Origin of the sequence: Marinobacter antarcticus (genome assembly GCF_011049865.1) — a bacterium.
In the GTDB taxonomy this organism is placed as follows: domain Bacteria; phylum Pseudomonadota; class Gammaproteobacteria; order Pseudomonadales; family Oleiphilaceae; genus Marinobacter; species Marinobacter antarcticus_A.
On the sequence record NZ_DRGY01000070.1, the window covers coordinates 16,755 to 34,925 of the forward strand.

18 protein-coding genes are annotated in these 18,171 nt (G+C 53.8%); 4 read left to right on the forward strand and 14 right to left on the reverse strand.

What is annotated here, in order from left to right:
• Positions 1-13: 13 nt before the first annotated feature.
• On the reverse strand, positions 14-1,228 hold the full coding sequence (locus ENI00_RS08910; protein WP_304101457.1) for a pyridoxal phosphate-dependent aminotransferase: 1,215 nt from the start codon (positions 1,226-1,228) through the stop codon (positions 14-16).
• Positions 1,229-1,503: 275 nt separating this feature from the next.
• Here ENI00_RS08910 and ENI00_RS08915 point away from each other — a divergent pair, with 275 nt between their 5' ends.
• Positions 1,504-1,995 carry a glutathione peroxidase gene (locus tag ENI00_RS08915; protein ID WP_304101458.1) on the forward strand — a complete coding sequence of 164 codons (492 nt, stop codon included), beginning with the start codon at positions 1,504-1,506 and terminating at the stop codon, positions 1,993-1,995.
• A 115-nt stretch (positions 1,996-2,110) separates the two neighbouring features.
• On the opposite strand, the gene ENI00_RS08920 is transcribed toward ENI00_RS08915, so the two are convergent.
• Both ENI00_RS08920 and ENI00_RS08925 read right to left on the reverse strand, forming a co-directional pair.
• Positions 2,111-4,162 (reverse strand): ATP-binding protein, encoded by a 2,052-nt coding sequence (locus ENI00_RS08920; protein ID WP_304101459.1) that lies wholly within the window; start codon positions 4,160-4,162, stop codon positions 2,111-2,113.
• Positions 4,163-4,212: 50 nt separating this feature from the next.
• Positions 4,213-4,986, reverse strand: a complete 774-nt coding sequence (locus tag ENI00_RS08925; RefSeq protein ID WP_304101460.1) for a hypothetical protein — start codon at positions 4,984-4,986, stop codon at positions 4,213-4,215.
• A gap of 272 nt (positions 4,987-5,258) precedes the next feature.
• On the opposite strand from ENI00_RS08925, the gene ENI00_RS08930 reads away from it, so the two are divergent.
• Complete coding sequence (locus tag ENI00_RS08930) at positions 5,259-6,254, forward strand: LysR family transcriptional regulator (protein ID WP_304101461.1); 996 nt, start codon at positions 5,259-5,261, stop codon at positions 6,252-6,254.
• Between the two features lie 3 nt (positions 6,255-6,257).
• Here the strand turns inward: ENI00_RS08930 and ENI00_RS08935 are convergent, their stop codons facing one another.
• From ENI00_RS08935 to ENI00_RS08970, 8 genes are all read right to left on the reverse strand, one after another.
• Positions 6,258-7,226 carry a GNAT family N-acetyltransferase gene (locus tag ENI00_RS08935; RefSeq protein ID WP_304101462.1) on the reverse strand — a complete coding sequence of 323 codons (969 nt, stop codon included), beginning with the start codon at positions 7,224-7,226 and terminating at the stop codon, positions 6,258-6,260.
• Between the two features lie 4 nt (positions 7,227-7,230).
• Positions 7,231-8,382, reverse strand: coding sequence for a cupin domain-containing protein (locus ENI00_RS08940; RefSeq protein WP_304101463.1), 1,152 nt, complete (start codon positions 8,380-8,382; stop codon positions 7,231-7,233).
• Between the two features lie 17 nt (positions 8,383-8,399).
• Positions 8,400-9,767, reverse strand: coding sequence for an adenylosuccinate lyase (purB, locus tag ENI00_RS08945; protein WP_304101464.1), 1,368 nt, complete (start codon positions 9,765-9,767; stop codon positions 8,400-8,402).
• 89 nt (positions 9,768-9,856) lie between these two features.
• Positions 9,857-10,501 (reverse strand): high frequency lysogenization protein HflD, encoded by a 645-nt coding sequence (hflD, locus tag ENI00_RS08950; RefSeq protein ID WP_304101465.1) that lies wholly within the window; start codon positions 10,499-10,501, stop codon positions 9,857-9,859.
• Entirely contained in the window at positions 10,498-11,679 is a 1,182-nt protein-coding gene (mnmA, locus tag ENI00_RS08955) for a tRNA 2-thiouridine(34) synthase MnmA (protein ID WP_304101466.1), read from the reverse strand. The genes hflD and mnmA overlap by 4 nt, the downstream gene beginning before the upstream one ends.
• 51 nt (positions 11,680-11,730) lie before the next feature.
• Positions 11,731-12,180, reverse strand: coding sequence for an NUDIX hydrolase (locus ENI00_RS08960; RefSeq protein WP_304101467.1), 450 nt, complete (start codon positions 12,178-12,180; stop codon positions 11,731-11,733).
• Positions 12,177-12,761, reverse strand: coding sequence for a pseudouridine synthase (locus ENI00_RS08965; protein ID WP_304101468.1), 585 nt, complete (start codon positions 12,759-12,761; stop codon positions 12,177-12,179). Before ENI00_RS08965 ends, ENI00_RS08960 begins: the two co-directional genes overlap by 4 nt.
• 193 nt (positions 12,762-12,954) lie before the next feature.
• Entirely contained in the window at positions 12,955-13,251 is a 297-nt protein-coding gene (locus ENI00_RS08970; RefSeq protein WP_304101469.1) for a cold shock domain-containing protein, read from the reverse strand.
• Between the two features lie 386 nt (positions 13,252-13,637).
• On the opposite strand from ENI00_RS08970, the gene clpS reads away from it, so the two are divergent.
• On the forward strand, positions 13,638-13,997 hold the full coding sequence (gene clpS / locus ENI00_RS08975) for an ATP-dependent Clp protease adapter ClpS (RefSeq protein ID WP_304101470.1): 360 nt from the start codon (positions 13,638-13,640) through the stop codon (positions 13,995-13,997).
• A gap of 18 nt (positions 13,998-14,015) precedes the next feature.
• The gene (clpA, locus tag ENI00_RS08980) at positions 14,016-16,286 is read left to right on the forward strand and encodes an ATP-dependent Clp protease ATP-binding subunit ClpA (protein ID WP_304101471.1); all 2,271 of its coding nucleotides are present in this window, start codon (positions 14,016-14,018) and stop codon (positions 16,284-16,286) included.
• Between the two features lie 83 nt (positions 16,287-16,369).
• On the opposite strand, the gene infA is transcribed toward clpA, so the two are convergent.
• The 3 genes from infA to aat all read right to left on the reverse strand — a co-directional run bounded on the left by infA (position 16,370) and on the right by aat (position 18,162).
• A complete protein-coding gene (gene infA, locus ENI00_RS08985) occupies positions 16,370-16,588 on the reverse strand; it encodes a translation initiation factor IF-1 (RefSeq protein ID WP_071263575.1) in 219 nt (72 codons plus the stop codon).
• A gap of 151 nt (positions 16,589-16,739) precedes the next feature.
• Positions 16,740-17,453, reverse strand: coding sequence for an arginyltransferase (locus tag ENI00_RS08990; RefSeq protein ID WP_304101472.1), 714 nt, complete (start codon positions 17,451-17,453; stop codon positions 16,740-16,742).
• Positions 17,446-18,162 (reverse strand): leucyl/phenylalanyl-tRNA--protein transferase, encoded by a 717-nt coding sequence (aat, locus tag ENI00_RS08995; protein WP_304101473.1) that lies wholly within the window; start codon positions 18,160-18,162, stop codon positions 17,446-17,448. Before aat ends, ENI00_RS08990 begins: the two co-directional genes overlap by 8 nt.
• Positions 18,163-18,171 lie beyond the last annotated feature (9 nt).

Genomic DNA, 18,171 nt, shown 5'->3' on the forward strand with positions numbered 1-18,171 from the left:
TGATATCAGCGAGTTACTGCCGGTATTGGGTCAGAAAATTCCCCAGCCTGCCCATGGCATCTTCCAGGGTGTCTTTGCGGGGCAGGAACACCACCCGAAGGTGCTGTTTATCCCCAATGTTGAACGCAGAGCCCTGAACCAGAAGAATCTTTTCCTGTAGCAGAAGATCCAGAACCAGCTTCTCGTCACTCACAACCGGAAATTTTTTCGGATCCAGTTTGGGAAAGAGATACAGGGCGCCCTGGGGTTTCACGCAGCTGACACCGGGAATGTCGTTCAGCATCCGCCAGGCGGTTTCTCTTTGTTCGTACAGTCGCCCACCCGGCGCAACCAGATCGTTGATTGACTGATAACCGCCCAGGGCTGTCTGTATGGCCAACTGGGCCGGAACGTTAGCGCACAGGCGCATGTTAGACAGCATATCGATGCCTTCGATCAGGTCCTTTGCCAAGTGTTTGGCACCGCTGATGATCATCCAGCCAGAACGGTAACCCGCAGCACGATAATTCTTGGAGAGCCCGTTGTAGGTGAAAAAAAGCACGTCGTCTGCCAACGACGCTGTGGATACGTGCTGGGTGCCGTCATAGAGAATCTTGTCGTAGATCTCATCGGAGAGAATGATCAAATTGTGTTTGCGCGCCAGTTCGATCACCTGTTCAAGCAGTTCCTGGCTGTAAACGGCACCGGTCGGATTGTTCGGGTTGATCAGTACAATCGCACGGGTACGATTGGTTATTTTCTTGCGGATATCATCAATATCCGGGAACCAGTTCTGTTCTTCATCACAGTGATAGTGCACAGGCTTGCCGCTTGAGAGCGTCACAGCTGCCGTCCACAGAGGGTAGTCCGGTGCCGGAATAAGTACTTCATCGCCCGTGTTAAGCATGGCCTGCATAGACATCACGATCAGCTCGCTGACGCCATTGCCCAGAAAAATATCATCAATATCAACTTTGGCGATGCCCCGCTGCTGGCAATAGTGCATGACCGCCTTGCGGGCCGAAAACAGGCCTTTTGATTCCACATAGCCTTGCGCCTGAAGCATGTTGTAAATCACGTCTTGCTGGATTTCTTCGGGTATGTCCAGCTCAAACGCGGCCGGGTTGCCGATATTGAGTTTGAGCACCCGATGGCCTTCTTCTTCGAGACGGCGCGCCTCGCGCATCACTACGCCACGTATTTCATAGCACACGTTATCCAGTTTGGCGGATTTGTAGTAGTTCTGCATAAGACACAGGCTTCCTTGGTCAGTAAACGTGAAACAGACACTTGCCGTTCAGGCAAACCACTATTCTAGCGGAGGCGGCGCCAACGACAACAGGGTAATTGTGATCAATTATGGCGGGTTAGCTTTATACTCCATCAATTCATGAGTCATAAATCCATTGCGTGGCTGAGTTTCCCCGCATAGCCTTCACATACAGTGTGCCCAAGTTAAAAGCGCAACATTCTAATACCACCCTGCCAAAGGCCGGCATTCGTGGTTTTGCCAAGGAGAAACCCATGGCCAGTCATTCGGTTTATGACTTTGAAGTTCAGGATATAAAGGGTAACGAAAAGAAGATGGCTGACTATCAGGGCAAAGTGCTACTGATTGTGAATACCGCGAGCAAGTGCGGTTTCACGCCTCAGTTTGAAGGGCTGCAGTCGTTGCACAAAGAGCTTGGGGAACGAGGCTTGGAGATTCTTGGATTTCCCTGCAATCAGTTCCTGAACCAGGATCCCGCGGATGACGATGTCATCAGCCAGTTCTGCAGTCTGAACTATGGGGTAGATTTCCCCATGTTCTCGAAGATCGATGTGAACGGAGAGAGCGCTCACCCCTTGTTCAAGTTTTTGAAGGCGGAGGCAAAAGGGCTTTTAGGTTCGGAAAAAGTAAAATGGAACTTCACCAAATTTCTGATCAGCCGCGAAGGCAAGGTGGTGCGTCGTTACCCACCCACAACCAAACCTGAAAGCATTAAGTCCGATATCGAAACGCTTCTGCTGAGCTGATGTGTGAACGATTTGCACGGGCTCGACAACCAGATCTGTTTCAGCCTGCATGCGGCGTAGCGAGCTCCACGCAGTGCTTGAGGCTATTGATGCTCAGGGCTGTTGACGCTCAGGGCTATTGCGGCTCAGGCGCCTGGGTCCAGCGTAAGATCGCGTCGTTCAGCTGACGGCGGTTGTAAGGTTTGGTGATGTAGTCGTTCATGCCGCAGGCCAGGCAATTATCCCGGTCGCCCTGCATCACGTTTGCGGTAACGGCTATTATGGGCAGGTCACGCCACTCCGGATTTTGGCGGATCTGGCGGGTGGTTTCAAAGCCGTCCATGACCGGCATTTGGCAGTCCATAAGCACCAAATCGTAATGCCGTTGCGAGAGCGCCTCAATGGCCAGCTCACCGTTTTCTTTTACATCAGCGTAGTGCCCCATTTTTCGGAGCAAGGCGCTCGCAACCATCTGGTTTACTTCGTTGTCTTCGACCACCAATATCCGAAGCGCGCCTTGTTGCGGCTCCGAAAGCTCACGGTCGGTTTGCTCAGAGGGTTGTTCAACATGCCGTTGAGGGCTCTTATACGCATCTTGACCTTGATCTTGATTTCGATAGTAGCCATCAATGCTCGGGGCGCGATAGACAGGCAAGGGCAACGTGACCGTAAACCGGGTTCCCTGCTGCTCCTGTGAATCGACTTTTATATCGCCATGCATGCGCTCAGCCAACTGACGACAAAGGGTTAAACCCAGTCCGGTGCCGCCATACAGGCGGGTGGTTCGCGTATCGGCCTGTGAAAAGGGTGAGAATATTCTGCGCAGGCCTTCTTCGCTGATTCCAATGCCGGTATCGCTCACTTCAATGGTCAGCACGTCGGCGGAATAGTGAGCTGCGATGCGCACGCTTCCGACGTTGGTAAATTTGATGGCATTGCTCAGCAGGTTATTGAGAATCTGCCGAATACGAGTGGGGTCGCCCAGAAACTGGTTTGGAACGTTCACGTCGGTTTCTTCAATCAGGCTGATGCCTTTCTTATGAGCCTGTTGGGTATGCAGAGTTGCGCATTCTTCTATTAGCTCATGTATGGCAAACGGAATGTGCTCAAGGTTGAGTTTTCCGGCTTCTACTTTGGAAATGTCCAGAATGTCGTTGAGTATACCCAACAGGCTTTCGCCGGATGACAGTGCAATCTGAAGGCGGTGGCGTTTTGAGGGTTCCGGTTCAGCCTCCAGGGCAAGCCCCAGCATGCCGAGCACGCCGCTCAGTGGCGTACGTATTTCGTGGCTCATGCCGGCCAAAAAGTTGGCCCGGGCTTTGGCCTTGCGCATGGCATCTTCCTTGGCCTTTACCAGTGCCCGGTTACCCCTTTGCAGCGCCTGATTTTTATCCGATATTTCCCGGGTTCGGTTTTCGACTTCCTGTTCCAGTTCACTGGAATGATTTTGCATGGCAACTTTCGCGATGCGCAACTGAGCCAAGCCGGAATCGACGGTTTCCAGGTGCTGATTGATTATCCTCACCATTGTGCCTATTTCATCCTCCTGATGACTGGAGGGTATTGGCAGTCGTACCTTTTCTGGCGAGCTGGCCTTAACCTGACTCAGAGCGTCAATAACGCTGAGCATCGGTCGCGTAAGAATCAGATAGAAGATGCCCAGTAGCGAGGCAGACAGAATCAGGCTTTTCAACAGCCCGCTGAGCAGCGTGTAGCTTGCCCGTTCCAGAAACTGAAAACCGTAATGGTAGGTATCAATTGTCACAACAAGCCGCCCCAGAGGTAGGTTGTTGAGCTGTGACACATGCAGTTCCTTGCTGAACACCCGGCTTGGGCCAAACAGCTCGTCACTGATCCAGCGGTACGGCGAAACGTTGCTGTGTTTGCTGGCGGCAGCCATGGTGCTGTTTTCACTGTCAACGATGCGTGCGTCGATCGTAGCTGGGTGTTTCAAGAGACCATCAAGCAGTTCTTCTGCCAGGCGCACATCAATATTGTAGGCAATCTGGGCAGCGGGGTTGTGGCTGATTTCAATGAGTGCCTGAACGTCCTCCTCCATGGACTGACGAGCGTTGAAGTAATCCAGGGTGATTTGTACAACATTGAGAACAAGCCCCAGCACCATAGCGATCAGCACCGTGTCGCGGGTGAGCCGGTATGAAAGTCGGTGCTTAAAGCCTCTGGTCACGGGTGTCACAATCCCTGTTTTCGGGCAAGTACATCGCCCGGTTCACGCATTCAATCGTCGTAGTCGGCTTTTTTCTTCCATTCTTCATCGTGAAGAAAGTTGTCCCACTGTTTGTCCATGTTCGACTGGGATTCTGGCGAGTCGTTGCCGTCTGCGCTTGCGTTCACCGCTTCCAGTTCTTTTATTCGGGTGCGAAAACTTTTAACCGCTTTCATGGCAAGCGGATTGTCCCGGGACTTGCCCATTTCGGTGCTTGCCATATGGTAGGAATGGATCGCTTTTCGTATCTGGTTCTGACGGATGTGGTCGCGGGCCTGGAAAACATGAAGATCGGCGTGGGTTTTGTGAACCAGAAACAAAACATACTTAAGGTTATTCTTGGCAGTTGCACCGTCTATGCGACCGCTTTTATGCATGGACTCGATCATCTTGAACAGATTCTGCAACAGCTCTTGTACGTACGTGGATTTTTCGGCCGAGTCTATCTTGACCGGCCTTACGTCATCACGATTTTCACGAATCAGGGTTTTCCGCTCTAATGCGGCCTCCCGCCACTGTGTCACCGGCAACCCGGATTTAAGCCCCGCGAGATCGTTACAGACATCTTCCATGCGCTTGATGAGTAACAGCTTCAGGTCTGGCGTCAGATACTGTCCGGGAAGTTCGGACAGCAGACGGCTGCACCTCTTATAGCTGTCCTCCAGCGCCGTAATTTTACGACCACGCTCAATTTTAGCTTTCTCGCGCATCTGGCTGATCACAATAGCGGCAATCGAGATGAAAACGATGACCGCTAACGCAACGACAATGGTGATGGTATTCATGTTTGCGTAATGGCTCTTATGTAGTGGCTTTTATGAAATAGCTCTGGCTTTTAAATACGTCATGCCTGTTTCAGAATTCAGATCTGTTAGGCCAATATCCACGACAACTACCGAAAAGATTAGCAGAAATCCGGCGTTGAATCCGGAATCAAATGTGAAACTTCCGCTTTTATATTTATTTTATGAATTAGTTTTGTTCTGTATATTGCTTGTATGAATGGGTGGTCAGGCGTTGCCCAACCCATGGCTTTTATTCTGCTCCGGAGCTGTTCATGGATATTTCACGTATCGATCTCAACCTTCTTGTTTACCTGGATGTATTGCTCAGGGAGCGCAATGTCACCAAGGCCGCCAACCATCTTGGCATAACCCAGCCGGCAATGAGTAACAGCCTGCGCCGGTTGCGCGATGTGTTCAGCGATCCTTTACTGGTGCGAACCAGTGGCGGTATGACCGCTACCGAGCGGGCGCGGGAACTGCAACCGCTAGTCAGAAGTATCCTTTCAAATATTGAGCAGGCAGTGCAGGAAAAAACGCCTTTTGCGGCATTGGATAGCCAGCGGGTATTTCGCATCATGGCCAGCGATTATGCGGAATCCTGCCTTATGCCCCGGGTTTTGCGAAGGATACGGCAAGAGGCGCCTTACGTAACGCTGGACGTTTTGACGCCCAGCGACGTCAGCTTTCTGGACGTTGAGCAGGGCCGCGTTGATATGGCTATAAACCGGTTCGACAAGATTCCCCAGTCGTTTCATCAGAAAACCCTCTGGGCCGAATATTTTGCCTGCCTGATGAACGCTCGTAACCCGATACTGAAAGAGCCTTTCACGTTAGACACCTACCTGGATGCCAACCACATATGGGTCAGTAAAACCGGGTTTGGCGTCGGTGTCGGGGTCAATCCGAAAGACGTTCAGCGTCTTGGCTGGGTGGATGAGGCGTTGTCCAGAATGGGGCGTAAACGCCAGATTTCAGTGTTCACCCGACATTATCAGTCGGCCATGCTGTTGGCAGAGCAGCACGATCTCATCGCCACGCTTCCGTCACGGGCGGCCTGGCTGCAGAAAGACAATGTGAACCTGGTTGTGAAGGTGCCACCCTTCGACATTCCACCTTTCGAGCTCAAAATGGCGTGGAGCCCTTTGTTGCAGCACAATTCTGACCACCAATGGCTTCGCAGGCTGATTTCAGACGTTGCAGAAGACGTTGATGAGGAATTTGCACCCTTCGGCGCGCGCTTTGAATCTGTGGGCTTGCCCTTGGCGTAACGTTCAGAGCGGCAACTCGCGCAGTTCAAGTGAGTGCTGGCCTACGTCCCACATGCGCTGAAACTGCTCTGATAGCAGCGTGACGCGACGGCTGTCAGCAAACGCTGCAAACCCGGAGGGGCGGGTGAAATCGTGTCGGTACACGACGCCTTCCCGATCTGCGAGCATAAACGGCTGGCCTTCATGGGGATGATCTGCGTTGACCAGTCTCAGCTTGATGCGGCTGGGAAGCCTGCGCATCAGTTCAACCAATCGATGTCGGCGCTTGATGAGGGGTTGATCATCGTGGATCAACAAGCGGATCTCGCTGAGCCTGTGACGACGCGCCAGGCTTGATACAAGCTCCCTGAATCTTTGGCGATCGTAGAGATCGTGATCCAGCAGCCGATCATAGAGCCACAATCGCTGGTCCGCCTGGCCGACCATGGAATCCGTCAGATCAATCAGGCTGCGCTCGTTGTCGAAGAGCCAGCTTTGGGTATCTTCGCCCAGCAACATAGGGCGAGATCGCTCGGTGCCAGCCTGGCTTTCAAGCAGCGCCGGGGCAAGGCAGTGCATATCCAGGTGGGGTATGCCTGCGTCGTCATACGGGTCTGAACAAACGTGAAACCCGGCGCGCTGATAGAACGCAACGGCGTGTTGCTGTGCAGAGAGCTTCAACTCCTGGTATCGCCCGGCTGATTCCGCAATCATGTGTCGGAGCAGTGCCTCGCCAATACCTTGGCCCCGGAACTCCGGCAAAATGGCCATGCGCCCAATGTGTCCGGTTTCTTCCAGGGTTGAAAACAGCCGAGCGACCCCCGCGGGCGTGTTGTCTGGCAGAACGGCAAGAAAATGATCGGCAATGTCGTCGGTGTCGTCCCATTCCAGCTCGGGGGGCACCTTTTGCTCTTCGACAAACACGCTCTGGCGAATGTTTCGGACCGCTTCCGGAGCAAGTTGCCAACTGTATTTTCGGATTCGGACGCTCATGACATCACTCGAAATAGACTGAACCTTGATTATGAAGAGTTGTGAGCAGGCCAAGAAGCGCCGGGTCGTCGGTAAACCCGGCCAGTGCGCTCATGTCGATACGGGCTCCGGCACACAGTAAGGGTGCCAGCGGACGCGCATCGCCCTTGAGCAAAAACGGCTCTCCGTCAGCAAAGAGGGCGGTTTCGTCGCCTTCTTCATGATAGGCAAAACGCGAGCCCTCGTTCCAGCGCAATTGCCCGCCTGATCGGGCGGCGGTTGCAAACTCGTCATTAGAGATAGGCTCGGCCGCGGGCACCACCACGTCCAGGCTTTTTGGCGTGGTTGCGTATTGACCAAACCATAAAGCCAACGAGCGTTTGTCTTCAAGCTTCTCTGCGAGTACCGCTTGAAGGCGGTCAATAACGCCGGGGGCAATGGTGCCTGGGTTGTCCTGAACCTGAAGGTCCGGGTCGTTCAGGTGGTTGGCGGCGTCCGACCGACTGCAAAGATAGTCGGTAAACCCCGTGAGCAGGTCGTCGATTGTTGGCGTACGGAAGCCTATTGAGAGGGTAATGCAGTCGTCTTCGGCCACGCCGTGATGGCCTGTGCCGGGCGGCAAGTAAAGCATGTCGCCGGGTTCAAGGGTGACCGTTTCTTCGCCTTGCCAGGTGCTGAGAATGCGCAGCGGTGTGCCTTCTACGCGCGGCGAGTTCTGATCGCAGTGGCCACCAAACGTCCAGCGTCTGCGCCCCTGAGCTTGCAGTAAAAACACATCATACTGGTCGTAATGGGGCCCAACGCTGCCGCCTGTTGGCGCATAGCTCGCCATGATGTCATCAAGGCGCCAGTTCGGGACGAATCGGAAGTGCTCAAGCAGATCCGCGATTTCTGGAACCCAGTGATCGAGCCCTTGCACGAGCAACGTCCAGTCCTGCTCGGGAAGCAGGCTGAAACGCTCTTCGGAGAACGGACCGTTGTGCAACTGCCACGGCTTGCCGCCATCGTTTTCGATGACGATGCGTGATTCAACGCCTTCTTCACAGCTAAGGCCGGCCAACTCGTCGGCATCAACAGGGCACGTGAAGCCAGGAAATGCCTGATGGATGACCAGCGGTTTTTTTTGCCAGTAGTCCCGCAAAAAATCGGAAGGCGAGCGTCCGCCAAGCATATCCACTATTGCGTTTCCTTAATTCAGATGTTGCGGGCCTGATCAACCGCATTGCCGATGTAATTGCCAGGTGTCAGGGCCATCAGTTCTGTCTTCGCGCTATCAGGAATTTCAAGACTTTCCACAAAACGCCTTATCAACTCCGGGGTCATGGCTTTGCCACGGGTCAGAGCCTTAAGTTTTTCATAAGGCTTTTCAATGTCGTACCTGCGCATCACCGTCTGGATAGGCTCCGCAAGAACTTCCCAGGCCTTGTCGAGATCTTCATTCAGGCGCGCTGGGTTTATCTCGAGTTTAGTTAACCCCTTGAGCGTGGCCTCGTAGGCGATCAGGCTGTGGGAAAAACCTACGCCGAGGTTGCGCAGCACCGTGGAGTCGGTCAGATCACGCTGCCAGCGTGAAACGGGCAACTTCGACGAGAGGTGGCCAAGCAGCGCGTTGGCGATGCCCAGGTTGCCTTCCGAGTTTTCAAAATCGATGGGGTTGACCTTGTGGGGCATGGTCGACGAACCCACTTCGCCTTCGATGGTTTTCTGTTTGAAATAGCCCAGCGAAATATAGCCCCAGATGTCTCGATCAAGGTCAATCAGAATGGTATTAAAGCGGGCGACGGCGTCGAAGAGCTCAGCAATGTAGTCGTGTGGCTCAATCTGCGTGGTGTAAGGATTGAGAGTAAGGCCGAGGCCTTCAATAAACGCTTTGGCGTGAGCAACCCAGTCAACGGACGGATACGCTGAGATGTGTGCGTTGTAGTTGCCAACCGCGCCATTAATCTTGCCAAAAATTTCGGTATCTCCGATGTGTTTCATTTGCCGACGCAGGCGGAACACGACGTTGGCGAATTCTTTGCCAACGGTGGTCGGAGAGGCTGTCTGGCCGTGTGTGCGCGAAAGCATTGGCTGCTCGGCATGCTCCTGAGCAAGCTCACTCAGTTTGTCGGCAACCCGGGCCATCGCCGGGAGTAGGCCGTTATCCAACCCTTCGCGGAGCATCAGGGCGTGGGACAGGTTGTTAATATCCTCAGAGGTGCAGGCAAAGTGAACAAATTCTGTGACTGCGTGAAGCTCTGGAACGCCGGCAATTTTTTCCTTGATAAAGTACTCAACGGCTTTCACATCGTGGTTCGTGGTGCGCTCAATGTCTTTGATGCGCTCGGCATCGTGCAAGCCGAAATCGCGGATCATCTGATCAAGGAACGCGTTTGCCTCTGCGCTGAACGCCGGAACTTCGTTAATTTCCGGGTGTTTAGCCAATTGCTGGAGCCATCGAATTTCAACCGTTACGCGATTCCTGATCAGGCCATATTCACTGAAAATGTCACGGAAAACGCTGACTTTGCTGCCATAGCGTCCATCGACCGGGGAAATGGCGGTCAGGGCGTTGAGTTCCATCGAAAACCTCTCAAATGATCAAAGAATCGGTTCAGAAAAAGGGATGTACCATAATACACCAGCACCGCCGGTGAATCAGTGGTAACGGATCAGTTGTCAAACGAGCGGTTGGTTTGCTCCGCAAGTTCCTTTGCATGTTGAATAACCTTGCGGCGCGACAGAACCAGTTGCCAGCGGCGGCCGCCCGTTTGCCTCCAGAGCACAGCCGATCGAATGCCGGCGAGCAGGAGTGCGCGAACTTTGGCCGCATTCTCTTCCCGTTGCAGCAGTGACGGATTGCCGCTCACATGAATGCGCAAGCGGAAGGTGCTGATGGTATCTGCATAAATAGAGGCCAGGTTGCCGATCAGGTTTGAATGAACGTAACCAAAATGGCTGGCGGTGTGCCGCGCCTGATCAATACGGTTACCGATCTCTCCCAGCATACTGCGGTGTCGATTGAGCTTTGATTCCAGATGAATCAGGTTAAGCACGTAGCGCAGTACCTGAATATCCTGTTGCTCGTTTTGCTCGCTCATCACGGTTGAGAGCGTAACCAGCCCCTCACGCACATCGGTCAGTTCACCACCGTAAACGTCCAGCGTGCTTGCCGGATCGGTGGCGAACAAAGAACGCAGGCACGTCTCCAGACTGGTTTCGTTACACTGCCCGTTATTGGCGATTTGCTGAACCAGGTTGGCGGCCTGAAATACCCCGGCAAGCGCCAGGGTCTGATCATGAAGAGACTGGCTCATTGATTTGTTTCCTTTGCACTGGCCCGGGAAATACGGTCGGGCAGGGCGTCATCGTCGCGCCAGGTTTCAGTGATTACGCCGCCCCCCAAGCATATGTCGCCGTCATAAAAGACCACGGACTGCCCGGGCGTAACGGCTCTTTGGGCGTCATCAAACACCACCTTCACCCCGCCATCAATAACCGTCACGTCGCAATCCTGATCAGGCTGTCGGTAACGTGTCTTTGCCTTGCAGCGGAATGACGTTGTGGGTGGCGCGCCCGCTACCCAATCAACGGGCCCGGACAGCAGCCCCCGGGAGAACAGCAGTGGGTGGTGCTTGCCCTGAACGGCGATCAATACGTTGCGCTCCAGATCTTTTATCGCCACGTACCAGGGGTCGTCACCAAAGTCGCTGAGGCCGCCAATTCCCAAGCCTTGACGCTGGCCTATGGTGTGATACATAAGCCCTTGATGCCGGCCGATCTTTTTGCCTTCCGGTGTTTCAATATCCCCCGGTTGTGCCGGCAGGTACTGTTTCAGAAAATTGCTGAATTTGCGCTCGCCGATAAAGCAGATGCCGGTGGAATCCTTTTTGTCATGAGTGACGAATCCCTGTTGTTCGGCAATCCGGCGAACCTCAGGCTTCTCCAGTTCACCGACGGGGAAGAGAGTGCGAGCAATGCGATCTCCGGAAACCGCATGCAGGAAGTAGCTCTGATCCTTGTTGCCGTCCAGACCTTTGAGCAAAAGGGCGTTGCCGGACTCATCGTTGAGAGGGCGCTGCCGGGTGTAGTGTCCCGTGGCGATATAATCCGCCCCCAGCGTAACGGCGTAGTCCAGAAAGGCGCGGAATTTTACCTCTTTATTGCACAGAATATCCGGGTTCGGCGTGCGGCCGGCCTGGTATTCCGCAAGAAAGTGCTCAAACACACGGTCCCAGTACTCAGCGGCAAAGCTTGCGGTATGGAGGCGTATGCCGATGGTATCCGCAACGGCTTGAGCGTCTGCGAGGTCAGTCATGGCGGTGCAGTATTCGGTGCCGTCGTCCTCATCCCAGTTCTTCATGAACAGGCCTTCGACCTGGTACCCCTGGTCCTTGAGCAAGCAGGCCGCGACCGAGGAATCGACACCGCCGGACATGCCAACAATAACCTGTGTGTTCTGCGGGGAGCGTGTTTCGGATGATGAATTTGTCATGACAATTCTGTGCACCGGTGCAAAACGCGGGAGTTTATCATTTTGTGCCGGTTACGTCTGCGAGTCTGCAATCACATCCAGTGGATAGCATCGCCCGTTTCGGTAATCTTCTATGCTTTTAACGACCAGCGGGCTGCGGAGTTTGTCGCCTAGCTGTCGAATGTCCTCCAGCGACAGCCAATGCGCTGCAATAATGCCGGTGTCGAGTTCGTCGGTGATGCGCCGGCGGGCTTTGCCGATAAAGCAAAAGCGATAATAGGTTACGCCGTTCGCCGGTGCCTTGTAGGTGTAAAGCCCGAGAAAGTGCTCCGGCTCGATTTCCCAACCGGTTTCCTCGAGAGCCTCCCGGCGTACGGCGTCGAGAATAGCCTCGTCTTCCTCAACGTGCCCGGCAGGCTGGTTGAAGACAATCCGACCGCTACTGTGCTCTTCAACCATCAAGAAGCGGCCGTGGGCATCTTCAACGACCACCGCAACCGTGGCATGGGGTGTCCAGGTCATGAGCTTCGATTTCTCCGTGGCAGGTTGACGGGGAGCGTTCGATATTTTCCGGGTTCAAGCCCGTCCAGTGACCAGTCCCCGATACGATAGCGGATCAACCTCAGCGTTGGAAACCCGACGGCAGCCGTCATGCGCCTCACCTGTCTGTTGCGGCCCTCGGTGATTGTCAGTTCCAGCCAGCTGGTGGGTATTGTGTCGCGCCTGCGCACGGGCGGAACTCTTTGCCACAGCTTCGGCTGTTCAATTCTGCGAGCTTTGGCAGGCTGGGTAAGACCATCTTTAAGCGTTACGCCCGCGGTGAGCTTCGCAATAGCGCCGACGGAAATATCACCTTCAACCTGAACCCAGTAGGTTTTCGGCATTTTCAGGGCCGGCGACGCAATACGGTGCTGTAGGGGGCCGTTCCCGGTGAGCAGAAGAAGACCCTCGGAATCGTAATCCAGTCGTCCGGCAGGATAAACGCCAGGAATCGTAATCCAGTCGGCGAGAGTGGCCCGGGGGTTCTGCTCAGCCGTTAAGCGCTCGTCGGTAAATTGGCTGAGCACCTGGAAAGGCTTGTTAAACAGGATGAGGTCAGCCATGAATGAGGCGTCCGGGCCGGAGGGCGGAAGTTAAATCAACGTGAAGGATACGGAGAAGTTACGGCGTTTGAAAGCGTGAGCCAAGCCGCGTGGGTTGCGCCCAGCGGCGGGCAAAGCACCTGCCGGATTCATCCGGCAGGTGCCCTGTCAACACGCAGTCTGCGGCCCGGGTGCCGCATGCATTGCGTGAGTTTCAGCCATTTGCCGCGTGTGGAGAATAGTCTCCGGGCTCGGGCTCTGCCGTTTCATTAGACTGAGCATCGGGCTCTGCTGTTTCAGCAGACTGAGCATCGGGCACGATGTTGACTGCGTGCACGCCCTTGTCGCTCGGCTTCTTGTCGAAGTTGACTGTCTGACCCGCTTTCAATGTTTTGTAGCCGTCCATCTGGACTGACGAAAAGTGTGCAAACAGGTCGTCACTGCAGCCATCTTCAATGATGAAACCGTACCCTTTGGCATTGTTGAACCACTTTACTTTGCCTCTTGGCATGATGAACTCCCTTGTTCTTTTGCTGTCACTCATTGTTGTTCGATTTACTGACCGCTTATGCGTCTGTAATTTGCCGATTTCGGTTACACATTTTGGTTGCACTTTCGTTACAAACTTCGATTACCGTTACAAACTCCGATTACAAAATGCAATCATGTATTTACATTATTTAACAGTGTAGCTTAACTTTCGACGAAACCCGCATTCGAGTCAATAACTTCCTTCTGTCGCGGTAATAGTTGGTTGAACGCAGTCCGGAAGCGGTATCATGTTCGTATAAATGAGTAACTCAGCTCGGGCGCGGGTCTGGCTTGCCAATGTCAGACTTGAAAACCCGGGACCCGACAACCACATTACGGAGAGGCACCGATAACCGGGAAATAATGATGCGGACTATCGAAAATTCTCGACTAGTATTAAATCAGGGGGAGGAAGAACAGCCGGGGCGTCACGACGACCTCAGCGTTGCTCCCGAAAAGCCTGCACTGAAGCGACCGGCCCAGTATAAGGTGATGCTTCTGAACGACGATTATACACCCATGGATTTTGTCGTGGATGTACTGACAACATTCTTCGGAATGAATGATGAAAAGGCGACACAGGTGATGCTGCTCGTCCATACGCAAGGAAAGGCTGTATGCGGGGTGTATACCCGGGACATCGCGGAAACAAAGGCAGCTCAGGTGAACCAGTATTCCTCGGAATGCGATCATCCGCTCCTTTGCGAGATTGAATGTGCAGACTGATAGACGTTGGGGTAGCCCATGTTGAGCAAAGATCTTGAAATTACGCTGAATACAGCCTTTAAAAGTGCCCGCGACAAACGTCATGAATTCATGACCGTGGAGCACTTAATGCTGGCCTTGCTCGATAACGACTCGGCTGTGGGTGTTCTCAAAGCTTGTGGTGCAGACCTCAAGCAACTTCACGACGAGCTGATTGAGTTTGTAGACTCCACAACGCCGCTGATTCCGAGCAGTGACGATGAGCGCGAGACCCAACCAACACTCGGTTTTCAGAGGGTACTGCAGCGCGCGGTATTTCATGTGCAATCTTCCGGTAAAAAAGAGGTAACCGGTGCGAATGTGCTGGTCGCCATTTTCAGCGAACAGGAAAGCCAAGCGGTTTACGTGCTCAAGAAACAAAATGTTGCACGTATTGATGTCGTCAACTTTGTGTCCCACGGCATATCCCGGGTTCAGGGAGCTGAGGACCAGGAAGGCCAGGAGCAGATCTCTCACGAAGAAACGGGAGAAGAGGGCGGTCAGTCCAAGCCCTTGGACAATTACGCAACCAATCTTAATGAGCAGGCTCGCCAAGGTCGAATTGATCCGTTGATTGGCCGCGAGCACGAAGTTGAGCGGGTGGTGCAGATACTCGTGCGCCGGCGCAAGAACAATCCCTTGCTGGTGGGCGAGGCCGGTGTGGGCAAAACGGCTATTGCTGAAGGGCTGGCCAAACGCATTGTTGACGGCCAGGTACCCGATATTATTTCCGATGGCGTGGTGTACTCGCTTGATCTTGGCGCCTTGCTTGCCGGAACGAAATATCGCGGTGACTTCGAGAAACGCCTGAAGGGGCTGCTTGGCGATCTTAAAAAAGAAAAGCATGCCATTTTGTTCATCGACGAAATCCACACCATCATAGGGGCAGGATCTGCGTCCGGTGGGGTGATGGATGCTTCGAACCTGCTCAAGCCCATGCTGAGCTCGGGTGAAATCCGGTGCATCGGGTCGACCACCTATCAGGAGTTCCGGGGCATTTTCGAAAAAGACAGTGCGCTGGCTCGGCGCTTCCAGAAGATTGATGTAAATGAGCCGAGCGTTGAGGATACCTACCAGATTCTCAAAGGGCTGAAGCCGAACTTTGAAAAGCACCACGATCTGAAATACACAGATCGGGCCTTGCGCGTGGCGGCCGAGTTGGCGGATCGTTACATCACGGATCGCCACCTTCCGGATAAAGCCATCGACGTGATGGACGAAGCCGGTGCCCGGCAGCGGCTGATGCCCGAGGACAAACGCCTGAAAACGGTTGATGTTCCGGAAATCGAAGAGGTGGTTGCCAAGATTGCCCGTATTCCGCCGAAGAACGTGTCCACCAGCGACAAGGATTTGCTGCGCAATCTGGAGCGCGATCTCAAAATGGTGGTGTTTGGGCAAGACCCGGCTATCGAATCTCTGTCAATGGCAATCAAACTGGCGCGGGCCGGTCTGAAAGCGCCGGAGAAGCCGGAAGGCTCCTTCCTGTTTGCCGGGCCCACGGGTGTGGGTAAGACCGAGGTAACGAAGCAACTGGCGAAAGCCCTTGGGGTGGAGCTGGTACGATTCGACATGTCGGAGTATATGGAGCGCCATACGGTCTCTCGCTTGATCGGTGCACCGCCCGGATACGTTGGTTACGACCAGGGTGGCCTGTTAACAGAATCGGTGAACAAGCACCCGCACTGTGTGTTGTTGCTGGATGAAATCGAGAAGGCGCATCCGGAAGTCTTCAATCTGCTTCTGCAGGTTATGGATCACGGAACCCTGACCGATAACAACGGGCGTAAGGCCGACTTCCGTCACGTTATTCTCGTGATGACCACGAACGCCGGTGCTGAAAGTATGGCACGGCGCTCTATGGGATTCAGCGAGCAGGATCACAGCAGTGATGGTATGGAAATCATCAGCAAAACGTTCACGCCGGAGTTTCGTAATCGCCTGGACAGCATTATTCAGTTCGGCGACTTGCGCAGAGAGACGATCACCCATGTGGTGGATAAGTTCCTGACCGAGTTGCAGGCACAACTGGATGAGAAGCACGTGGTGCTGCATGTGGATGATGCGGCTAAACTGTGGCTGGCTGACAAGGGCTACGACGTCACCATGGGTGCGCGTCCTATGGCACGGCTGATTCAGGACAAAATCAAGCGTCCGCTTGCTGAGCAGATTCTGTTTGGCGAATTATCCGACAAGGGTGGTGATGTATTTGTCCACCTCAAGGATGATGAGCTAGTCCTCGATTACGAGGATGAACCGGCAGAAGCTGTCTGAACCGACTGGTCCAAACGCTACTCACAAAAAAACCGCTGTATTATAACAGCGGTTTTTTTGTGTTTTATCAGGTCGCTATAACCTTAACGGGCCCGGTACACAATCCGGCCTTTGCTCAGATCGTAAGGCGTCAATTCAACCTTGACCTTGTCACCGGTCAGGATGCGAATATAGTTTTTACGCATCTTGCCGGAAATGTGAGCAGTGACAACGTGACCGTTGCTTAGCTCAACCCGGAACATGGTGTTTGGAAGGGTATCGAGAATAACGCCTTCCATTTCAATAGCATCTGTTTTCGCCATTCAGTAGAAACCTCTTTTGGAAAACTTTCCGTAATTTTAAATTGCGCAATTTTGCCTGAATTGTCGGCATTTGGCAAAGTGAGTTGGTCGGTCGCCCTGTAAAACAGCGCTCAACCACGTTTTGTTGGGGCATTTTAACCAATACTTCCCATTAAGCCACATTTATAGGTCGCCATTGGCCATCTTGCAGTGCTTCTATGGGTTTGAACCGGGTCTTGTAACTCATCTTCCGGCACTGTTCTATCCAGTAACCCAGATAGAGATGGGGCAGGTCGCGCCGCCGCGCCTCTTCGATTTGCCACAGAACCGCGAACGTGCCCAGACTTCGATGCTCCAGGGCAGGATCAAATACAGTATATATCGCTGATAGCGCACCATCTAACAAATCCACCGCCGCCAGTGCCGCTAACTCGCCGTTTATGCGCATTTCGAGAAACCAGGAATCGGTAGCGCCTTCTACCAGAAACGAGGTGAATTGCTCCCGTGACGGTGGATACATGTCACCGTCCTTGTGCCTCAACTCGACATAGTTTGCATAAAGCTGGTAGTAACTCTCCGTGAATGTTGCGGGCACCAGCGTGCATTCGAGGTCGCTGTTCTTTTTCATGACCCGGCGCTGGCTGCGATCCGCACGGAAGTCTTTTACGTTCAGTCTTACGGGAATGCAGGCATTACACTGTTCGCAGTGGGGCCGATAATAGTGGGACCCGCTGCGCCGGAAACCCAATGATGTCAGTTGGCTGTAGAGCTTTTTGTCGATGTGGGCTCGCGGATCGACAAACATAGTGGTTGCTTCACGATCGGCGAGATAGCTGCAATCGTGCCCGGGTGTTGCAAAAAATACCAGGGTTCCGAGACTACTCATTCATGCCTCCGGGCCATTGCCAGTGGAATGTCCAGTCGGGCTGATCCGGTTTTCGGTTTGCGTACGCATCAATTATAGACAAAAAATCCTGTCTGGGTAGGGTGCGTGCGCCCATGCTGAGGAGATGGTCGCTCTCCACTTGGCAGTCAATCACCCTGTAGCCCCAGCCCTGCAGTTGATGGGCCAAGTGAACCATCAATACTTTGGATGCGTTGGTTTTCAGGGAAAACATGGATTCGCCGAAAAAACACTGCCCGATGGCGAGACCGTACATACCGCCGGCCAGTTCACCGTGCAAATCCCATACTTCGATTGAGTGGGCAACACCCTGGCGGTGGAGTGCGCAGTAACTGGCGATCATCTCGTCGGTTATCCAGGTGCCTTCGCTTCGGGTGGAGGCGCACAGGCGAATAATGCGATCAAAGGCCTGATCGGCCGTTACCTGAAAGCGGCGTTGATTCAGCGTTTTGCGCAAACTGCGGGAAATATGAATGTTTTCGGGAAATAGCACACAGCGAGGGTCCGGGGACCACCAGAGAATGGGCTGTTCTTCGCTGTACCAGGGAAATATACCGCTGCGATACGCGAGGATAAGCCGTTCTGTGGAGAGATCGCCTCCCAGCGCGAGAAGGCCGTCGGGATCGTCGAGGGCTTCTTCGGCTGGGGGGAACCACAGTTGCTCAGGGTCGAGCCAGGGAAGTGAGGTCATCCTGCCTTC